This window comes from Niallia sp. FSL R7-0648 (genome assembly GCF_038007005.1).
Taxonomy (GTDB): Bacteria; Bacillota; Bacilli; order Bacillales; family Cytobacillaceae; genus Niallia; species Niallia circulans.
The window spans coordinates 726,908-747,618 of sequence record NZ_JBBOWE010000001.1; the positions used below are offsets into that span (position 1 = coordinate 726,908).

Consider the following 20,711-nt stretch of genomic DNA (forward strand, 5'->3'; position numbering starts at 1 on the left):
TCTGATGACCTGTTCATAGGAATATAAACATCAAATGGGTAGTACATTTATTCTTAAAAAGGGGGATATTTAGGATGAAAGTGACATTATTTGCTACATGTCTAGTTGATATGTTTCAAAGTGATGTGGGGAAAGCAACGGTTGAATTGTTAGAAAGACTGGGATGTGAAATCGATTTTCCTACGACACAAATATGCTGTGGGCAGCCATCTTATAATAGTGGGTATGTAAAGGAAACAAAGGAAGTGATGAAAACAATGATGAAATCCTTCCAAGATGCAGAGTATATTGTCTGCCCCTCTGGTTCTTGTGCCTATATGTTCCATGAGTATCAGCATATTTTTAAAGGGGATCCAGTATGGGAGCCGATTGCAAAAGAACTTGCCGCTAAAACTTTTGAACTAACACAGTTTATTGTAGATGTCTTAAAAGTAGAAGATGTAGGTGCAACTTTCAAGGGGAAGGTTACCTACCATACATCCTGTCATATGACGAGATTACTAGGGGTTAAAGAGGCTCCTATTAAGCTATTAAAAAATGTGAAAGGAGTAGAGTATACGGAATTACCATTAAAGGAAAATTGCTGTGGTTTTGGAGGAACTTTTTCTGTGAAAATGGGGCAAATATCTGAGCAGATGGTGGACGAAAAAGTAGCCTGTGTAGAATCAACGAATGCCGAGTATGTAGTTAGTGCAGATGCAGGCTGCTTGATGAATATTGGGGGAAGAATTGATCGAAAGGGTAAACCAATTAAAGCATTACATATAGCAGAAATTTTAAATAGTCGAGCATAACAGAGGGGATGATAAGCTATGTCGATGAAAACAAGTTCACAAAAATTTAAAGATAGAGTGTCGACAGAACTAGAAAATGACTTTATGCGTGGGGCTGTCTCCAAAGCACAGCAAACGATTCAAACGAGAAAAAATAATGTGACAGAGGCGATGGGAAACTGGGAGGAATGGCGTTCGCACGGGGAAGAAATTCGCCAGCATGTTTTAGAAAATCTGGATTATTATTTATATGAATTAAGCGAACAGGTGGCAAAACGTGGCGGTCATGTCTATTTTGCAAAAACTGCAGCAGAGGCAAGTGCCTATATTGAACAAGTGGCAATAGATAAAAACGTGAAAAAAGTAGTAAAAGCAAAGTCAATGGTAACAGAGGAAATTTCGTTAAATCAAAAGTTAGAAGAGGCAGGGTGTGAAGTAATTGAAACCGATTTAGGGGAATATATTCTGCAAGTAGATGACCATGATCCTCCATCTCATATTGTTGTTCCGGCATTGCATAAAAATAAAGAACAAATCCGGGATGTATTCACAAAAAAATTAAACTATACAAATACAGAAAAACCAGAAGAATTAGCATGGCATGCAAGACAAGTACTTCGAAATGAATATTTAACTGCAGATATGGGAATTACAGGCTGCAATTTTGCTGTAGCAGAAACAGGTTCGATTACACTCGTAACAAATGAAGGTAATGCCGATTTAGTTGCAGCTCTTCCAAAAACACAAGTTGCCGTAATGGGAATGGAGCGCATTGTTCCCACTTTTAATGAAATGGAAGTATTAGTGGGAATGTTGACAAGAAGTGCCGTTGGCCAAAAGCTTACAAGTTATGTAACAACATTAACGGGTCCAAAAGAAGCTGGGGATGTGGACGGACCAGAGGACTTTCATCTAGTGATTGTAGATAATGGACGTTCAGATATTTTAGGTGGAGAGTTTCAATCTGTTCTCCAATGTATTCGCTGTGCAGCCTGTGTAAATGTTTGCCCTGTATATAGACAGGTTGGTGGACATTCCTATGGCTCTATTTACTCTGGACCAATTGGAGCAGTACTTTCTCCACTGTTAGGCGGATACGAAGAATATAAAGAGCTTCCCTATGCTTCTACTCTTTGTGCAGCATGTACAGATGCATGCCCAGTTAAAATTCCGCTTCATGAGCTGCTCCATAAGCATCGACAAGTAATTGTGGAAAAGGAAGGGAAAGCCCCCATTTCTGAAAAAATGATATTCAAAGCATTTGGCATCGGTGCTTCTTCGCCAAAGCTGTATAATATAGGCTCGAAAATAGCACCAGCTGTGACGAAACCATTAGTAAAAGGAGACAAAATTACAAAAGGGATCGGAATGTTAAAAGAATGGACAGATATTCGTGATCTTCCTGCCCCAAATAAAGAGAGATTTCGTGATTGGTTCAAGAATCGAGAGAAGGGGGAAGGACAATAATGACAGGAACAATTCACAATAGAGATGCTTTTCTTGAAACCATTGCCTCGAGATTAGGCAGACAAAGAAAAACAAAACTTGAAAGGCCGAAATGGAATTATTACCCACAAGAAGAAGTGCTTAAAGATGCGACAAAGGATGAGTTAGTTGAAGTATTAAAATCCCAATGCACACTTATTCATACAGATTTAGTCATTACTTCACAAAAGGAATTGAAGCATACACTTCATCATTTAATAAAAGAGTTTGGCGGAGGAAAGGTTGTTACTTGGAAGGATCCACGTTATCAGCAATATGGATTAGAATCACTATTTAAAGAGAAACTGCCTGATGAAAATATCGATGTATTTGAATGGGATGCCTCTTTAGGAAAAGAAAATATTTCCAAAGCAGAACAGGCGAATATAGGGATTACCATAAGTGAACTTACGTTAGCGGAATCAGGTACAGTTGTTGTGTATAGTGGAAAAGATCGTGGCAGAACAGTCAGTTTTTTACCTATAAATAGTATTGTAATCGTTCCAAAAAGTACAATTGTGCCAAGAATGACTCAAGCAGCAAAAGTTTTACGGGAAAAAGTACAAAACGGAGAAGTACTCCCGTCTTGTATTAATTATATTACAGGGCCAAGTAACTCGGCAGATATTGAAATGGATTTAGTGGTTGGTGTCCATGGCCCTGTAAAAGCTGCCTATATTGTGGTAGAAGATCTATAGATAAGCATTTTGTGAAAATTTCTGACACCATGAGATAAAACCCTCATATGATGATGTTGTTAAATGAATTTCTATTGACGTAATTTTAGGAAGAAAATGAGAGATGAATTTTTGATTAGCATGTTTTTATAAAGTTTGCTGTTTAGTGCTAGCAGTCTGAATACACTTCCCTTTCGGTAGTCACTCGAGTATTTTCGAAGACTAGAATGTTTCTCAAGCTTACATAGGAGTCTAAGTGTATTTTGGCTGCTTTGTTTTTGATAAATTGCTTTATAAATGGCATGTATGCAAGCTAAAAAAATTTGCAATTTCTGATGTTAATATTTTTGTCTAATTCAAATCCGCTTTGTTTCTTAATTATTCTTCACCAATCAAAGAAAATATTATCCCCATATACCTTATTAATTATCAGAAAAATAAGAAAACTATTACTTTTATGAAAAAGTGTTGATTTTATATGCAGTAGTTTTTATAATAAGAGAATCTTAGATTAATAAATATAAATAAAAATGATTAAATATACATTTATAGTCGAAAGGAGGAAGTTATGAAAGTATCTATAATCGGTACAACAGGATATGGTGGTGCAGAATTAATCAGAATTTTGCATAGTCATCCTTCATTCACAATTAAGTCTGTACATACAACAAGAGATGAAGTCCCAGTATGGAATGAATATCCTCATTTATTTAATATAATGGAAAACAAACTAGAACCAATTAATCCAGAAAAAATAGCAAAAGAATGCGATATTGTTTTTTTTGCTACTCCTACAGGTGTATCTGGAAAGCTGGTTCAAGAATTCGCAGATAAAGAGATTCAAATGGTTGATTTATCTGGAGATCTTCGCTTAAGGAATACAGACGATTATCAGAAATGGTATAAAAAGGAGCCTGTTTCCATAGACCTTATTAATAGCTTTGTTTATGGGCTTTCTGAATGGAATAAAGAAAACATTGCTTCCAGTACGAGAATATCTAATCCGGGATGTTATCCGACTGCTACGCTCTTAGGATTAGCACCCCTAGTAAAAGAAAACATGATATTGCCAAATAGTATTATAGTGGATGCTAAATCTGGTATTTCTGGAGCGGGAAGGAGTCCTTCAAGGGCTAATATGTATGCTGAGATGAGCGAAAATTTAAAAATTTATAAAGTGAATGAACATCAGCATATTCCAGAAATAGAGCAGCAGTTAGCTGATTGGAATTCTGAGTCGAAAGCTATTACTTTTTCTACCCATCTTTTGCCGGCAAGCAGAGGAATAATGGCAACTATATATGCTACTTTAAGTAAAAGTGTCACAAATGAGCAAATCCATGGTTTATATACAGAAATTTATACAAACAGTCCTTTTGTACGAGTGAGACCACTTCATACCTATCCTTCGATAAAAGAAGTTACAGGCTCTAATTTTTGTGATATTGGAATAAATGTGGATGAACGGACTGGCAGGATAACGATTGTATCGGTTATTGATAATTTAATGAAAGGGGCTGCGGGTCAGGCCGTTCAAAACGCAAATATTATGAATGGCTATGAGGAAACAGCTGGTTTGCAGTTTCTGCCGCTTTACCCATAAGGAGGAGCCGACGTGCAGATTATGAATAATATTCAATCCCATATAGAAGAAATAAAGGATGGGAGTATAGTAACACCAATTGGCTATAAAGCTGCAGGTGTTCATGCTGGACTACGGTACAACAAGAAAGATATTGGCGCAATAGTAAGTGCCGTTCCAGCAAATTGTGCCGCTGTATACACAGCAAGTCACTTTCAAGCTGCACCATTAAAAGTAACGCAGGAATCTATTGCCAAAGAAAAACGAATTCAAGCAATTGTCGTAAATAGTGCTTGTGCAAATGCCTGTACAGGAGAAAAAGGCTTAAAGGATGCCTACGAAATGAGAAAAATTATGGCAACTTATCTTCAAATAAAGGAAGAATATGTGGCAGTTTCTTCAACAGGTGTAATTGGTGAATATCTGCAAATGGATAAAATAAAAGAAGGAATTAATCAATTAATCTTTCATTCCACTCCACAAAATGCAGAAGCATTTCAAGAAGCCATTTTGACAACTGATACAGTAATGAAAAAATGCTGCTTTTCTGCAACTATTGCGGGGGTAACTGTTACGATGGGAGGAACAGCAAAGGGATCTGGTATGATTCATCCTAATATGGCAACAATGCTTGGATTTATTACGACAGATGCAGCCATCCCATCGGAAGTTCTTCAAGCTGCGTTAAGTAAGGTGATTCCTACTACCTTTAATCAAATTACAGTAGACGGAGATACTTCTACAAATGATACAGTCCTTGTACTGGCAAATGGCATGGCAAAAAACGAACCTCTTACCGAAGAACATCCTGATTATCCGGTCTTTTTGGAGCTTTTATCTACAACATGTGAGAGTCTGGCTAAACAGATTGCTAAAGATGGTGAAGGGGCAACAAAGCTAATTGAAGTAAAGGTTTCAGGAAGCAATAATGACGAAGAAGCACGCGTTATTGCTAAACAAATAGTAGGATCTAATTTAGTGAAAACTGCAATTTATGGATCAGATGCTAACTGGGGAAGAATTATCACCGCTATCGGTCAAACAAAAACAGCCGTTAATCCATCAAGAGTAGACATAGCGATTGGCGATATCCTTATGCTTAAGGAAAGTGAACCACAGTCGTTTTCAGAACAAACGGCAATCGAGTATTTAAACCAAGATTTTATTCAGATATTTGTAGATTTGCATAATGGCAAAGGCGAAGGAAAAGCCTGGGGCTGCGATTTATCTTATGATTATGTCAAGATAAATGCCAGCTACAGAACTTGAGGTGATACCTAGTGAAAACCATTGTTATAAAATGTGGCGGAAGTGTAATCGATCAACTAACTTCAGAATTTTTTACTAGTTTAAAAAGGTTAAAGAATAAAGGCTATCAACTAGTTTTCGTCCATGGAGGCGGTCCCGATATCAATGAAATGCTTGATTATTTTCAAGTGAAAGCTGCCTTTCATAATGGACTCCGTAAAACGACGAAAGAGGCGTTAGAAATAGTCGAGATGGTCCTGTCAGGCAAAACAAACCGTAAGCTTGTTCAGTTATTAAGAGAACATGACTTGAATGGGATTGGCCTTAATGGAACAGATAATAATTGCATAAAAGCTTCTCTTATTGATGAAGAAAAGCTTGGACTCGTCGGGGAGGTATCCGAAGTTAATATCAGGTTGATTTCCTCCCTTTTAGAGGAAAATTTGATTCCCGTCCTAACACCATTAGGGATTACAGAAGACGGAAGAAAATTAAATATTAATGCAGATTATGTAGCATCAGCAGTTGCGAAGTATTTACATGCCGAACAATGCCTTTTTGTAACAGATGTAGCAGGAATTTTAATAGATGGAGAACTTCAAGCAAGAATGGCACAAGAGGAAATCACTCATTACATCAACACTGGACAGATCAATGGGGGCATGATTCCGAAGGTTACCTCTGCTATCGCAGCACTGGAGAGTGGATTAAATAGTGTTATGATTATATCAGGAAAAAAACAGTTTTTTGATGGCGAAGAATTAATCGGAACAAAAATTGTTGTGAAAGAAGGGATTGTAGAATGAGTCATTTATTCCCAACCTACTCAAAGTGGGAAATAGAGCCAGAATCTGCGCAGGGGAGTTATTTGTATAGTAAGAATGGTGGCGTTTATTTAGATTTTACTTCAGGAATAGGGGTATGCAATTTAGGACATTGCCATCCAGAAGTAAAAGCTGCTGTTGAGCAACAATTAAATAAATTTTGGCATGTTTCCAATCTTTTTCCATTAGCTGTGCAGGAAAAGGCAGCAGAAATATTAACGAATGCATCTGGATTGGATCTTGTTTTCTTTGCGAATAGTGGGGCAGAGGCAAATGAGGCAGCCATTAAACTGGCAAGAAAAGCAACGGGAAAAACAAAAATTCTTACTTTTAAGCAATCCTTTCATGGAAGAACCTTTGCAACAATGTCAGCAACTGGACAGGATAAAATAAAGCAAGGCTATGGGCCGATGCTGGAGACATTTGAGTATGTTCCATTTAACGATTTAAATGCATTAAAAGAACAATTAACAGAAGACGTAGCTGCCGTGATGCTTGAAGTAGTGCAAGGAGAAGGCGGTATATATGTAGCTTCTCAAGAATTTTTACAAGGTGTTGAAGCACTTTGCAAAGAAAAGGGTGTCTTGCTGCTAATTGATGAAATTCAAACAGGAATGGGCAGAACAGGAAAAGCATTTGCCTTTCAACACTTTGGTATTAAACCAGATATTATTAGTGTGGCAAAAGGAATGGCAAATGGAATTCCAACAGGAGCTATTGTGGCAGATGGAAAGCTAAAGGAATTCTTTGGTCCAGGCAGCCATGGTACCACATTTGGAGGAAATCCTTTAGCGATGGCAGCAGCTATTAAAACAATGGAAATAATCTTTGAACCAGCTTTCTTAGAAGCAGTCGAGAAAAAAAGTGAATGGGTATTTAGCCTTTTAAAAGAAAAATTAGCCGGAAATCAACATGTAAAGGACATTCGAGGTTTAGGATTGATGATTGGAATTGAATTGGATATACCCGTTGCTTCTATATTAGGAGAATTAAGAAAAGAAGGCTTAATCGTTTTAAATGCTGGGGAAAAGGTTATACGTTTATTGCCAAGTCTTAATACTTCACCGGAAGATTTTATTAAGGGAATGGAAATAATGCAAAAAAGTTTAAATATTCATGCAAAAGTAACAATCTAATGTGTATTTTTTTGCATGATAATGTATAATTATAAGAAATAAAGAGTAACTATACATTCATTATAGAGGTGTTAACAAATGGAAGGTTATCTTCACTTAAGCAATGGTGTGAAATATAAAGGCGATTTCGTTACAAATAGCGATGCCAAAGAGATAAAGGGAGAAATCGTATTTTTCACTGGAATGACAGGATATCAGGAAGTACTAACAGATCCTTCCTATAAAGACCAAATTATTGTTTTTACGTACCCGTTAATTGGAAACTATGGCATAAACAAAGAAGATTTTGAAAGTAAAAAGCCGCATGTAGCAGGTGTTATTGTATATGAATCGAATAGTGACGCATTTCATTATCAAGCTGAATATTCCTTACAGCAATATTTAAATAAATGGAATATCCCAATGCTAGCACATGTTGATACCCGTTCTATTGTAAAAAATATAAGAAAATCTGGTTCTATGCCAGCCATTATAACAGAAGAGAAAGAAGTTTCTGTACCAACATTTTCTTTAAAGGAGGATGTTAAAGTAGCAAAGGTTTCGGAAATGAACTTTCAAACGTATGGGCAGGGTGAATATCATATTGTCCTTGTTGATTTTGGAAAAAAGGAAAGTATGTTAACAGCATTATTAGAGCGTGAGTGTAAAGTAACGGTCGTTCCCTATAATACACCATTTACTAGTATTAAATCACTGCAGCCTGACGGCATTCTCTTATCAAATGGACCTGGGAATCCAAAGGAGTTAATCAGTATTTTACCAACGATTAAAGCAGTGATTAAGCATTACCCAACTCTTGGTATTTGTTTAGGACATCAGCTTGCAGCATTAGCTTTAGGGGCAGAAACTACCAAACTGTCATTTGGACATAGAGGAGCCAATCATCCTGTAATGGATCGGAAGAAAAAGAAAGTGATTATGTCCTCTCAAAATCATAGCTATGTAGTAAAAGAAGAAAGTCTATCTGCTACAGGTTGTGAAGCAAGATTTTATAATCTTCACGATGGATCAGTAGAAGGGCTGTCTCACAGCATTTATCCACTGCAGACGGTACAGTTTCATCCAGAGGCAAATCCAGGTCCTTCAGAAGGATGTTATATATTTGATGAATTTATAGAAAATGTTAAAGCAAATAATGGGAGAGTTTTTGCATATGCCTAAAGACACGACGATAAAAACCATACTTGTAATAGGCTCAGGACCAATTGTAATTGGTCAGGCAGCTGAATTTGATTATGCTGGCACACAAGCATGCATGGCTTTGAAAGAAGAAGGATATAAAGTCATCCTTGTAAATAATAATCCGGCAACGATAATGACAGATGAAACTTTTGCTGATTCGATTTATTTTGAACCATTGACAGTAGATGTTTTAGAAAAGATTATTCAAAAAGAAAAGCCTGATGGAATTCTTGCTACTTTAGGAGGGCAAACGGGATTAAATCTGGCATTTCAATTGAGTGAACAAGGCATCTTAGAAAAGTATCAAGTAAAATTGCTGGGAAGCTCTATTGAATCAATCAAAAAGGGAGAAGATAGAGAAGCATTTAGAGAATTAATGTATCAATTAAATGAACCAGTACCAGAAAGTAAAATTGTGCATAAAGTCGAAGAAGCGATAGACTTTGCAAATGAAATTGGCTTTCCTATCATTGTTCGTCCTGCCTATACCTTAGGTGGAACAGGCGGTGGTATCGCTGGGGATATGGAAGAATTCATTAGTCTAGTATCTGGCGGTTTGAAGGAAAGTGCCATTGGTCAATGCTTAGTGGAAAGAAGTATTGCTGGCTTTAAGGAAGTAGAATATGAGGTAATGCGTGACAGTATGAATACATGTATTACCATTTGCAATATGGAAAACATCGATCCAGTCGGAATTCACACGGGCGATAGTATTGTTATTGCTCCGTCCCAAACATTAACAGATGTAGAATATCAAATGCTTCGTTCTGCTTCTATTAAAATCATTTCTGCCCTAGGAATTATAGGTGGATGCAATATCCAATTTGCACTAGATCCGAACAGTAAGAAATATTATTTAATTGAAGTAAATCCAAGGGTGAGTAGATCATCCGCCCTTGCATCAAAAGCTACTGGGTATCCGATTGCTAGAATGGCTGCAAAATTGGCAGTTGGTTATTGTCTCAATGAGCTAATAAATCCAGTAACAGGAGATACATTTGCAAGCTTTGAACCGGCATTAGATTATGTCGTAGTAAAAATACCAAAGTGGCCATTTGATAAATTTCCTACTGTATCAAGAAAACTCGGCACGCAAATGAAGGCGACAGGAGAAGTAATGGGAATAGACCGCAATATGGAGCGGGCCTTGCTAAAAGCAATCCATTCTCTTGAGATAAAGGGAAATGATTTAACCCTTCCAGAATTAAAGCATATGCCAGTGGAAGTGTTATACGAGAAAATGCTGGAACAAACGGATGAAAGATTTTTTATTATTTTAGAACTAATTAGGAAAGAGGAGCCACTTGCTAAAATACATGATTTAACAAAAATCGATTTATTCTTCCTTCATCGATTTAAAAGATTGATTGAGATGGAGAAAGAAATATTCCATACTTCCCTCCAAACAGTAACAAAAGAGAGTTTACTGAAATGGAAAGAAAAGGGGTTTAGTGATGCTTTCTTAGCAAATGCGTGGAATTGCTTTGAAAAAGAGGTAAGAGAAAAACGCAAACAATTACAAGTGATGCCTATTTATAAAATGGTTGATACTTGTGCAGCAGAATTTGAAGCAAAAACTAATTACTACTATTCCAGCTATTATGGTGAAAATGAGCAAAATAAAAGTACTAAACGAAAAGTACTTGTTATCGGCAGTGGTCCCATCAGAATTGGTCAAGGGATAGAGTTCGACTATTGCTCGGTTCATGGCGTATTTGCCTTAAAAGATGAAGGTCTGGAAACAATCATTATTAATAATAATCCAGAGACCGTGAGTACAGATTTTGCCACGGCAGATCGTCTATATTTTGAACCATTAAGCGTGGAAGATATTATGAATGTTATCGAATCAGAAGGGATAGATGATGTCATTGTCCAATTAGGGGGTCAAACTGCTCTTAATGTAGCAAAAGAACTGGAATCCTATGGTGTCCATATTCTTGGAACAAACAGTGACACAATCGATGTTTTAGAAGATAGAGATTTATTTTATAAGCTATTGGAAGAAGAAGATATTCCTCATATCCAAGGAGATATCGCAGAAAATGAGCAGCAGATTATTGCTTCAGTCCAGAAGATAGGCTATCCAGTTCTTATCCGTCCATCTTATGTGATTGGCGGTAAGGGAATGGAACGGATAAATAATGAAGCAGAATTACAATCCTATTTACAAACAGAGGTACCTTACCCTGTCCTTGTTGATCAGTTTATGGAAGCTTCAGAAGCAGAGCTGGACTTAGCAACAGATGGAGTCGATATTTGTGTTCCAACGATTATGGAACACATCGAGAAAACGGGAGTACATTCAGGAGATAGTCTATCTATATTGCCTGCTAAAAATTTATCAGTAAGCGTAAAAGAAAAAATGATCACTTACGCTAAAAAGATTGTTCAGCATACAGGCTATAAAGGACTAATGAACATCCAGTATATCATCAATAAGGAAGAGGTATATGTATTGGAAGTAAATCCTCGCGCTAGTCGAACAGTACCGATTGTAAGCAAAGTAACTGGTGTACCATTAGTACAAATTGCGACAAAAATATTGCTTGGGACATATACATTGACCGAAAAAGAAAAAACATATTCGGATGATATAGAATTTACTTGTATTAAGTATCCTGTTTATTCCAATTATGCTTTAAAAGGGCTAGATTCTAAATTGGGACCAGAAATGCGTTCTACAGGAGAAGGAATTGCACTTGCAGAAACGCTAGAAGATGCGTTGAAAAAAGTATTTCACCCTACTTTAAAGAAACTGCCAAAGCAGGAGATGAAAATTGTTTTAAAAACAACAGAAGATCTAGCAGATCTTTATGATAAAGCAGACCAAGTCCAATTATCAGTTGAAATCGCTGATAACCAATCAGTAGAATCGTTACTAGCAGATAAGAGTACGGTTGCCTTTTATAATCCAACAAACTTACAAGAAGATCGACAATCTCGCGAATTAGCAACGAGAAATCGTATTATTACCTTCACGCAAAAAGAAAGTCTCGAAGCATTTATTTCCTCTTTTAAAGGAAAAGACATAACCGTTCATTCGATTCAGGAATGGCATACAAATATAAGAAAAGGAGTGAGTACAGTATGATGATTACATCTAATCTAGATTTAAAGGGAAAAGACTTATTAACATTGGCTGACTATTCAAAAGAAACAATCCTTGAATTATTAGATAAGGCGAAGGCAATAAAAGAATCCCACTTAAAGGGAGAAATAATTGCCCCTCTAAAAGGAAAAACATTAGGAATGATTTTTGAGAAATCATCAACGCGAACAAGAGTCTCCTTTGAAGCTGGGATGCTTCAGCTGGGAGGGCATGCTCTATATTTAAATAGTCGAGATCTGCAAATTGGCAGAGGGGAGACTATTTCAGACACCGCAAAAGTGTTATCCCAATATGTAGATGCCATTATGATTCGTACTTTTTCTCACGATATTGTCGAAGAATTAGCAGAGCATGCAACCATTCCTATTATTAATGGATTAACGGACTTATATCATCCATGTCAAGCATTAGCAGATTTACTTACTTTATTGGAAGTAAAAGGGAGTTTGGAAGGTCTAAAGCTTGCGTATATTGGTGATGGAAATAATGTGGCTCATTCTTTACTTATCGCTTGCTCGAAAGTAGGGGCAGATATTTCCATTGCGACACCACCAAATTATGAAGTCGATAAAAAAGTGGCGGAACTAGCTTATTCTTTTGCAAAAATAAGTGGCAGTAAAATTGTCCTTACTCATAATCCTATAGAAGCTGTTCGGGATGCCGATGCCATCTATTCAGATGTATGGACCAGTATGGGGCAAGAAGCGGAGAATGAGCAGCGTTTAAAAGATTTCCAAGGCTTTCAAATTAATGCAGAATTAGTGAACCATGCAAAATCGGATTATATTTTTTTACACTGTTTACCAGCCCATCGTGAAGAAGAAGTAACATCAGAAATTATCGATGGAAGTCATTCCTACGTCTTTCAGCAGGCCGGCAATAGATTACATGCCCAAAAAGCATTATTGGTGGAAATTTTAAAATAATTTGTATGAAGACTGTTAACAGATATATTGTTTGTTAACAGTCTTTTTAGGTTATTTTTTTAAAATAGATATGGACTTATAGCATGCTCGAATGAAAATGTATTTATTCCAATAAAAAGCCAGTCATTATTTTCCGTAATGTTCACTTTGAAAAAAGGTAATACTAATAAGCAGTTAAGTAACACATATTTGCTTCGTGTTTACTTAGCTTTTGAATTGGTAATGGATAAAGGAGGAGTTTATTTTGGGTCAAAATAGACAGTTTCGTCCAGGGCAAAAGGCACCAAATAATGGATTGTATATAGAAATTGGTGAAACCGGAAGTAACGTAAATAATCCTCAAATGCTAAAACTGAAAGCTGGAGACCGCTTTCCAGAAACATCGAATCATAATCGATTATGGACATATCAAAGAAAACCATAATAAGATAACCCCAATATTATACGATGATACCAATAAAAGGCTCGTATAATCGTTTAAAAAAGGGATTTCTCTAAAGAGTCTGCTTCATGATGATTATCTCCTTGAGATCATTGTTTTGAATTTACTCTTTGTCCAAGAGAGATCCCTTTACATATGGATAAATTATACTATAATAAAATCAAAGGTCAAAAAAGGTCAAAAAAGGAGTCTTGTAAAATGAATGTAGAGCAGATGACAGAAAGAGTCCAATCGGCCATAACCGAAGCACAATCCCTTGCAAAAAAAAGAAAGTCATCAAGAAATAGATGATATTCATTTATTTATGGCAATTCTTCATCAACAGGATAATTTAATGACGGCCATTTTAAACAAGTTAAAAAAAGATCCAAATAGAGTGAGCGATAAATTAGCGGAAGAATTAAAGAAAAAGCCACAAGTATCATATAGTGGTTCTCAACAAGGTACGGTATATATAACTGCTGGTTTGCAGCAGCTTTTAATGAAGGCAGAAGAAGAGATGCGGGAATGGGAAGATGAATACTTATCTGTAGAGCATCTTATACTGGCATCCTATAAAGTAGAATCTTCTACAGTAGGAAGAACATTGAAAGAAGAAGACATTTCATTAGCGGAAATAAAGAAAGCAATAAAAGAGATAAGGGGGACACAGAGAGTGACAAGCAAAAATCCCGAAGCGACATATGAAGTACTTAGTAAATATGGACGAGACTTAGTAGAAGAAGTAAAGTTGGGCAAGCTTGACCCAGTGATTGGCCGTGATAATGAAATTCGTAATGTAATCCGTATACTATCAAGAAAGACCAAAAATAATCCTGTTTTAATTGGAGAACCTGGGGTAGGGAAAACGGCTATTGTAGAAGGCTTAGCACAAAGGATTGTTCGAAAAGATGTCCCAGAAGGTTTAAAAGATAAAACTATTTTTTCTTTAGATATGGGTGCATTAGTGGCAGGAGCTAAATTTAGAGGCGAATTTGAAGAACGTTTAAAAGCTGTTTTACAGGAAGTGAAAAATAGTGATGGGAGAATCATCTTATTTATTGATGAATTGCATACAATTGTTGGCGCAGGAAAAACAGATGGTGCAATGGATGCAGGAAATATGCTTAAACCGATGCTGGCAAGAGGAGAACTTCACTGTATTGGTGCGACAACATTAGATGAGCATCGTCAATATATTGAAAAAGATCCTGCACTTGAGCGCCGTTTTCAGCAGGTTATAGTCTCGGAGCCGACAGTGGAAGATACGATTGCTATTTTAAGAGGACTAAAAGAAAGATTTGAAATTCATCATGGTGTAAATATTCAAGATCGTTCTATTATTGCAGCTGCAACTTTATCGGACAGGTATATAACAGAACGCTTCTTGCCGGATAAAGCGATCGATTTAATAGACGAAGCTTGCGCGATGATTCGTACAGAAATCGATTCGATGCCAATTGAAATAGATGAACTAACAAGAAAAATTATGCAGCTTGAAATTGAGGAAGCGGCATTGCATGGAGAAGAGGATGAGCAAAGTAAAGCGAGACTTGCGGTTATTGCAAAGGAATTAGCTAATCTCAGAGAACGTTCTAATGTCTTAAAAGCAAAATGGCAGCAGGAAAAGGATGCTTTACAATCCATCCATGAGAAAAAAGAACTGCTTGAACGAAAAAAGAGAGAGCTGGAGGATGCGGAAAATAATTATGATTTGAACAAAGCAGCTGAATTAAGACATGGCAGCATTCCAAAATTAGAAAAAGAAATTAAGGAGATGGAAGAAAAGACAAAAGAAGGACAGGAGAACCGTCTCCTTCGAGAAGAAGTGACAGAAGAGGAAATTGCCAATATTGTTGCAAGGTGGACTGGTATACCTGTATCCAAGCTAGTGGAGAAAGAGCGAGAAAAGTTATTACGCTTAGAAGCAATTCTGCAGGAAAGAGTGGTTGGTCAAGCAGAGGCAGTGCAGTTAGTAAGTGATGCAGTACTAAGAGCGCGAGCAGGAATAAAAGATCCGAACAGACCAATTGGCTCCTTCTTATTTTTGGGACCTACTGGTGTTGGGAAAACGGAACTTGCCAAAACCTTAGCGGCAACGCTTTTTGATAGTGAAGAACAAATGATTCGTATCGATATGTCCGAGTATATGGAAAAGCATGCAGTGTCTCGTTTAATCGGTGCTCCTCCAGGATATATAGGTTATGAAGAAGGGGGCCAATTAACAGAAGCAATCAGAAGAAAACCATATTCTGTTGTCCTATTGGATGAAGTAGAGAAAGCTCATCCAGAAGTATTCAATATTCTGCTTCAAGTTCTAGATGATGGCAGGATTACAGATTCTAGAGGTCGAACAGTGGATTTTAAAAACACAGTCATCATCATGACATCCAATATTGGTTCCCATCTTTTACTGGACACGGGAGAAACAGAGGAAATCCCCGAAGTAATAAGAGAAGGGGTTATGAATCAATTAAATGGGCATTTTAGACCAGAATTTTTAAACAGAATTGATGAAGTTATTTTATTCAAGCCTCTATCACTCGGAAATATTAAAGAGATAGTATCCAAGCTTGTTGTTCAATTGCAAGCTCGCCTTACAGATCAGCATATCACTATTGATATGACGGAAAAGGCGAAAGAATTTGTTGCAAGAAATGGGTTTGATCCAAAATTTGGAGCAAGACCACTTCGTAGATATTTGCAGAAAACAATTGAAACACTGCTGGCAAAAGATATAATTGCTGGTAAAGTAAAAGAAAATGATCATGTTTTAATTGATGAAGAAAAGGAACATATTATTTTAAAACATAAGTTGTAATTTTCGGCTATTGATAGGATGTAACAGCCTGAATACAATTGGACAAACTAGTAAATATTTGTATTCAGGCCATTTTTTATGGCTGCAATAAAAAAAGGTGATTAAACAAAATACACGAATAGAATTCCCCTATTAGTGCATATATTTAATCACCCAAACCTTACAGTATACAGACTTTTAATGAGAACCTTTTTCATGAGCAGGTTCATCTGGAATAATTGCTGATAAAATGAAAACTAGTATGGAAAAGACAGCTGTCAGAATTAGTCCCATTGAAAAATTAAAAGGAACCCCATTCATTGAACCAACAACATAAACTAACATTTGAGCAAGTAAAAATGTCCAAAAAATTGTCATTATGTAACGCAACCGAAATCACCTCTTTATAGCTTGCTTATCATAACCATCTTACCACATAGAAGCTAAATAATAAATGTGAATGATAGAGCTTTCTTAAATTCTTCACTTTTTCCATTATAAATAATATTTCCGATTATGTTAATATGTCATTCCTATAACAGAAATAGATAAAAAATCTGATTGTTTTCTGAGATGATTCCGCATTTCTTCTTGAAATATAGGCAAACTCCCTTACGTTTTAATTAAAGAGACATACATTATTAAAAGGAAAATGCTAAAAAGGAGTTTTTAAGATGGAGAACCGGAACTTCCTGTTAGATACCGAATGGAACATGATACATTATCCTCATCGACCTAATGGTTTCGGTATCTTAATAATTGGAGACGAAAGAAATTATGTAACTGACACTAATAGTTTTTGGAACCAAAATGAAGGAAAGCGGAATTTAATTGAATCGTTACGGGATAATGGATATACGATATTTTATTCCAATCTATATGGAAAGAACTGGGGCAGTGAAAAAGCTTTGCAATTGGCGAAAAGATTATATGAACATATTATTCGAACAGAAATATTGAACCAGAGAATTCATATAATTGCCGAAGGAATGGGGGCACTGACAGCGATTCAATTAATGATGGAGATGAAAGACAATATTCGATCTGTTGTTTTGTTAAACCCAATTTTATCTTTAAAAGAACATTTAGATAGAGAGAAAGAGCATAAGTTTTTTATAAAAAAGTTAACGAATGAGATAAGTATCGCTTTTAATACCAATAAGCAGGAGTTATTCGAAGTAGTAAAGGAGAAAAAGGAGTATCAGTTAGATGAGGCTGAAATCCCAACTAAAATAATTCATATTTTGCATAATGGTAGATCTTATTACCAATCAAATGGATTAAAAAAAGCTTCTGTAATTTGGGAAGAAAAAGACCTGCCTATTTTTGTATCCTATGTATTACCAGAGAAAAGGAGTGCCATTCCGAAACAAATTGCAACGTTTTTTAAGAAATATGAGAAGACACTTTGAAAGAAAAGATGGTGTTCAAGTAGCAAAGGCTATATTAGAACACCATCTTTTTTGAACTTTTCATATGAAAATGGCTTCTGAAGAAAGCTTTTATTAAGCAGATGAAATAATTGTCTTTTTTACTGCATATGATACATTAAGTAATTTTAAGGGGAGGCTTCTTCATGAAGAAAGCTGTAATATTTGGCGTTTATCAGTTTGTGGGCTTTCATATATGCTCCACCTTACTAGAAGAAGGAGAGGAAATAATCGGCATCTCCTATCCGGAAATTTCGATAGAAGATTTAGAAGATAAGAGAATGGAAATTGGGCGCAATGCGAATTTTAGTGAGAAAAGCTTGGATAAGCTCCCTTTTATTCTCCAAGATCCAAATGTACAACATATATACTTTGACCTCTATACAATAAAACAAATATCAATATACGAAAAGATCCAAAATCTGTTTTCAAATTTTCGAGACAAAGAAACGAGCTGCGGTAAAAAGTTGACATTTTTAGTGAATATTACTTCTAGAGAGGCAGAAAGAGATTTTACAACCTTTTTAAAAGATAATTTAGTTGACCATGATATACAAGTAATCCATTTACCAACACTTTATGGTCCATGGCAGCCAAGTGATTTTTTATTTCAACAGATTGTAGAGGGAAAAGAGAAGAACGATATTCAGTTAAATGTCCGCGAGTATACAATGGATGCAATTTTTATTGAAGATGCGGTAAGGGAAGTAGTAAAAATGACAACGAAAGGACAAAATAATGATATTCTATTAAAGAGTAAGGAAATAAACCATTGGCAAAGATGCTTAGAACAATTACAATGGGATATACCAAAAACAAAAAGGGTTCTGCAATTATCTCGAAATTTACAAGAAGTAATCATTGAAAACAAAGGGACAATAAAGGATAACATAGAAAAGCAAAAGAAGCATTACGTATTTAATAGAATTTAGTAGTATTATAGGAGTAAATACAATGAAAAGTGCATGGATGAACATTCGTAAATCAATAATTAGGGGAAAGATTTTTTTTATCCTTCCTCTAATGGCGTGTGTTCTTTTCCTTTTTCTATTCTTTCATACTTCACTGGAGAAACAAGGAAAATTAGAAAAAGTTGGTCTTCTTGTAGTTGGAACAGTAAATGATCAGGCATGGGGGACGCAAGGATATAAAGGATTATTAAATATACATACGAAACTTGGGGTAGATGTGTTTTATAAAGAGTCTATTGATTCTTACACAATTGCAGAAAGAGCAGTGAAGGAATTACAGGGAAAAGGGGTTAATTTAATTTTTGGCCACGGCGGAAACTTTGTGCAGTATTTTAACATTCTTTCTCAAAAATTTCCCTCCATCCATTTTGTTAGTTTAAATGGAAGAGAACCTGCAACACAATCGAATACAAGTAATATTAAACTAGAGAATTATCCGATGGGTTTTTTTAGCGGGATGGTTGCCGGTCATATGACAAGAACAAATATGGTAGGCGTTATTGGTGCATACGATTGGCAAGAGGAGGCCAATGGTTTTGAAGCAGGGGTCCACTACATCAATAAGGATGTAAAGGTCTTGAAAGAATTCGTTAATGATTGGGATAACCGTGAAAAAGCGATGAGTCTGTTAGATAAGGAGATCAGTCAAAAGGTAGACGTGGTTTATCCAGTCGGTGATGGTTTTCATGTGGGGATCATTGAAAGAATGAAAGAAAATGGTTTATACGCGATTGGATATATTTCAGATCAGTCTTCTATAGGAAAATATGCGGTCTTAACAAGCACCATTCAAGATATACCCAAGCTGTATGGGCAAATCGCTCAAGCATTTAATGAGGGGAAACTAAAGTCTGGAAATCGTGCATGTGGAATTAGAGACGATACCATTTTTCTAGGGAAATATAGTCCCAATGTTGATAAAGAGTTTATAGAACGGTTGGAGAAAGACTTAGAACGCTATAAGAACACAGGCAAATTGCCGAATGAAATTTAAATTAAAATAGAAAATCAAAAACAATTTTTCAAAAGAAAGCTTGATATCTTTTGAAAAATTGTTTTTTTTTGAACCAAAAAATTGAAAAAGTGACCAGAAATACTCACTGCTTTGGCTGAAATGGAAGGAAATCATGCATTTTTAAATTAATACAGGAGTCTGCACAATTATGTGCAAATAAAGGTATTAATGTAATAAAGAATGAGCTTTATACTAAAAACATAGTGATGAAAACGCTTAATAATGAGGAGGGAAATATAAATGAATAATTCATGGTTAGACCTGGAAGGGAAAGTTGCCATTGTAACAGGTGGATCTTCTGGGATTGGTTTTGCTATTGCAAAAGAGTTAGTTAATAATGGTGCGAAGGTGATTATCTCTGATTTAGTAGGAGAAGAGGGGCAGCAAGCAGATGGTTCTTTTCTTATAAAATGTGATGTCACCAATAAAGAAAGTGTTGATCGAATGATTAATAAAGTTATTGAACAATATGGAAAGCTTGATATTTTAGTTAATAATGCTGGGGTGAACTTACCAAGATTGCTAGTTGATATAAAAGGAGAGAAACCACAATATGAATTAAATGAAAAAGATTTTGACTTTATGGTTGCGGTTAATCAAAAAGGTCCATATCTTTGTGCACAAGCGGCAGCGAAGGAAATGCTGAAGCAAGGTAAAGGGGTAATTATTAATGTTGCTTCTGAAGCGGGTCAAGAAGGATCGGCAGGTCAGAGTTGTTATTCTGCTACCAAAGGAGCGCTAATCTCATTTTCTCGCGCATGGGCAAAAGAGTTAGGAGCATATAATATTCGCGTAGTTGCTATTGCTCCAGGAATATTAGAGAAAACAGGTTTGCGCACGAGTGCTTACAATGAAGCTTTAGCTTATACTCGAGGTGTTACTGTAGACGATTTATCAACTGATTACAGTAAATCAATTCCGATTGGCAGGGAGGGTAAATTAAAAGAGGTTGGTGATTTAGTGTCCTATCTTGCTTCAGATAGAGCTAGTTATATTACAGGGACGACCTTTAATATATCAGGTGGAAAATCACGTGGCTAATAAACTAGCCATTTAATGAATAAATCAGTTAATATACCAATGCTTTATGATATATTTAGTGAATTGAATATAAGCATAGTTCATATAT

Annotated in this window: 16 protein-coding genes and 1 pseudogene; 16 read left to right on the forward strand and 1 reads right to left on the reverse strand. The window is 36.0% G+C overall.

The genetic code is table 11. The annotated features are described in order from the left end of the window. Positions 1-74: 74 nt before the first annotated feature. From NSQ89_RS03540 to clpB, 12 genes and pseudogenes are all read left to right on the forward strand, one after another. The gene (locus NSQ89_RS03540) at positions 75-794 is read left to right on the forward strand and encodes a (Fe-S)-binding protein (protein ID WP_047942491.1); all 720 of its coding nucleotides are present in this window, start codon (positions 75-77) and stop codon (positions 792-794) included. Between the two features lie 18 nt (positions 795-812). After that, on the forward strand, positions 813-2,240 hold the full coding sequence (locus NSQ89_RS03545) for a LutB/LldF family L-lactate oxidation iron-sulfur protein (protein WP_251688816.1): 1,428 nt from the start codon (positions 813-815) through the stop codon (positions 2,238-2,240). Beyond that, positions 2,240-2,956, forward strand: a complete 717-nt coding sequence (locus NSQ89_RS03550; RefSeq protein WP_047942488.1) for a LutC/YkgG family protein — start codon at positions 2,240-2,242, stop codon at positions 2,954-2,956. The genes NSQ89_RS03545 and NSQ89_RS03550 overlap by 1 nt, the downstream gene beginning before the upstream one ends. Before the next feature lie 547 nt (positions 2,957-3,503). Then, the gene (argC, locus tag NSQ89_RS03555; protein ID WP_095321648.1) at positions 3,504-4,538 is read left to right on the forward strand and encodes an N-acetyl-gamma-glutamyl-phosphate reductase; all 1,035 of its coding nucleotides are present in this window, start codon (positions 3,504-3,506) and stop codon (positions 4,536-4,538) included. Between the two features lie 21 nt (positions 4,539-4,559). Beyond that, complete coding sequence (gene argJ, locus NSQ89_RS03560; RefSeq protein ID WP_144545354.1) at positions 4,560-5,786, forward strand: bifunctional ornithine acetyltransferase/N-acetylglutamate synthase; 1,227 nt, start codon at positions 4,560-4,562, stop codon at positions 5,784-5,786. Positions 5,787-5,797: 11 nt separating this feature from the next. After that, positions 5,798-6,571 (forward strand): acetylglutamate kinase, encoded by a 774-nt coding sequence (argB, locus tag NSQ89_RS03565; protein WP_047942484.1) that lies wholly within the window; start codon positions 5,798-5,800, stop codon positions 6,569-6,571. Beyond that, entirely contained in the window at positions 6,568-7,725 is a 1,158-nt protein-coding gene (locus NSQ89_RS03570; RefSeq protein WP_144581031.1) for an acetylornithine transaminase, read from the forward strand. The genes argB and NSQ89_RS03570 overlap by 4 nt, the downstream gene beginning before the upstream one ends. Positions 7,726-7,803: 78 nt before the next feature. Continuing rightward, positions 7,804-8,886 carry a carbamoyl phosphate synthase small subunit gene (locus NSQ89_RS03575; protein ID WP_144581030.1) on the forward strand — a complete coding sequence of 361 codons (1,083 nt, stop codon included), beginning with the start codon at positions 7,804-7,806 and terminating at the stop codon, positions 8,884-8,886. Continuing rightward, positions 8,879-12,001, forward strand: a complete 3,123-nt coding sequence (locus tag NSQ89_RS03580) for a carbamoyl phosphate synthase large subunit (protein ID WP_341132255.1) — start codon at positions 8,879-8,881, stop codon at positions 11,999-12,001. Before NSQ89_RS03575 ends, NSQ89_RS03580 begins: the two co-directional genes overlap by 8 nt. After that, positions 11,998-12,945: an ornithine carbamoyltransferase gene (argF, locus tag NSQ89_RS03585; protein WP_095258834.1), complete on the forward strand. Its 948-nt coding sequence runs from the start codon at positions 11,998-12,000 to the stop codon at positions 12,943-12,945. The genes NSQ89_RS03580 and argF overlap by 4 nt, the downstream gene beginning before the upstream one ends. 244 nt (positions 12,946-13,189) lie before the next feature. Beyond that, on the forward strand, positions 13,190-13,369 hold the full coding sequence (locus tag NSQ89_RS03590) for a YjzC family protein (protein ID WP_047942478.1): 180 nt from the start codon (positions 13,190-13,192) through the stop codon (positions 13,367-13,369). Between the two features lie 216 nt (positions 13,370-13,585). After that, a pseudogene (gene clpB / locus NSQ89_RS03595) lies at positions 13,586-16,187 on the forward strand (ATP-dependent chaperone ClpB). Between the two features lie 177 nt (positions 16,188-16,364). Here the strand turns inward: clpB and NSQ89_RS03600 are convergent. Then, entirely contained in the window at positions 16,365-16,544 is a 180-nt protein-coding gene (locus tag NSQ89_RS03600) for a YjzD family protein (RefSeq protein WP_341132256.1), read from the reverse strand. A gap of 296 nt (positions 16,545-16,840) precedes the next feature. Between NSQ89_RS03600 and NSQ89_RS03605 the strand changes: the two genes are divergently transcribed. The 4 genes from NSQ89_RS03605 (at position 16,841) to NSQ89_RS03620 (ending at position 20,623) form a co-directional block, all read left to right on the forward strand. Beyond that, entirely contained in the window at positions 16,841-17,578 is a 738-nt protein-coding gene (locus tag NSQ89_RS03605) for a hydrolase (RefSeq protein ID WP_047942475.1), read from the forward strand. A 164-nt stretch (positions 17,579-17,742) separates the two neighbouring features. Continuing rightward, complete coding sequence (locus tag NSQ89_RS03610; protein ID WP_341132257.1) at positions 17,743-18,528, forward strand: hypothetical protein; 786 nt, start codon at positions 17,743-17,745, stop codon at positions 18,526-18,528. A gap of 22 nt (positions 18,529-18,550) precedes the next feature. After that, on the forward strand, positions 18,551-19,561 hold the full coding sequence (locus NSQ89_RS03615) for a BMP family ABC transporter substrate-binding protein (RefSeq protein WP_235850576.1): 1,011 nt from the start codon (positions 18,551-18,553) through the stop codon (positions 19,559-19,561). Positions 19,562-19,822: 261 nt separating this feature from the next. Continuing rightward, positions 19,823-20,623, forward strand: coding sequence for an SDR family oxidoreductase (locus NSQ89_RS03620; RefSeq protein WP_061797462.1), 801 nt, complete (start codon positions 19,823-19,825; stop codon positions 20,621-20,623). Positions 20,624-20,711 lie beyond the last annotated feature (88 nt).

Excerpts from the sequence above, each read along its gene's own strand:
- NSQ89_RS03540 (WP_047942491.1), top strand. The coding sequence starts at position 75 with ATGAAAGTGACATTATTTGCTACATGTCTAGTTGATATGTTTCAAAGT.
- NSQ89_RS03545 (WP_251688816.1), top strand. The coding sequence starts at position 813 with ATGTCGATGAAAACAAGTTCACAAAAATTTAAAGATAGAGTGTCGACA.
- NSQ89_RS03550 (WP_047942488.1), top strand. The coding sequence starts at position 2,240 with ATGACAGGAACAATTCACAATAGAGATGCTTTTCTTGAAACCATTGCC.
- argC (WP_095321648.1), top strand. The coding sequence starts at position 3,504 with ATGAAAGTATCTATAATCGGTACAACAGGATATGGTGGTGCAGAATTA.
- argJ (WP_144545354.1), top strand. The coding sequence starts at position 4,560 with ATGAATAATATTCAATCCCATATAGAAGAAATAAAGGATGGGAGTATA.
- NSQ89_RS03570 (WP_144581031.1), top strand. The coding sequence starts at position 6,568 with ATGAGTCATTTATTCCCAACCTACTCAAAGTGGGAAATAGAGCCAGAA.
- NSQ89_RS03575 (WP_144581030.1), top strand. The coding sequence starts at position 7,804 with ATGGAAGGTTATCTTCACTTAAGCAATGGTGTGAAATATAAAGGCGAT.
- NSQ89_RS03580 (WP_341132255.1), top strand. The coding sequence starts at position 8,879 with ATGCCTAAAGACACGACGATAAAAACCATACTTGTAATAGGCTCAGGA.
- argF (WP_095258834.1), top strand. The coding sequence starts at position 11,998 with ATGATGATTACATCTAATCTAGATTTAAAGGGAAAAGACTTATTAACA.
- NSQ89_RS03600 (WP_341132256.1), bottom strand. The coding sequence starts at position 16,544 with ATGACAATTTTTTGGACATTTTTACTTGCTCAAATGTTAGTTTATGTT.
- NSQ89_RS03605 (WP_047942475.1), top strand. The coding sequence starts at position 16,841 with ATGGAGAACCGGAACTTCCTGTTAGATACCGAATGGAACATGATACAT.
- NSQ89_RS03610 (WP_341132257.1), top strand. The coding sequence starts at position 17,743 with ATGAAGAAAGCTGTAATATTTGGCGTTTATCAGTTTGTGGGCTTTCAT.
- NSQ89_RS03615 (WP_235850576.1), top strand. The coding sequence starts at position 18,551 with ATGAAAAGTGCATGGATGAACATTCGTAAATCAATAATTAGGGGAAAG.
- NSQ89_RS03620 (WP_061797462.1), top strand. The coding sequence starts at position 19,823 with ATGAATAATTCATGGTTAGACCTGGAAGGGAAAGTTGCCATTGTAACA.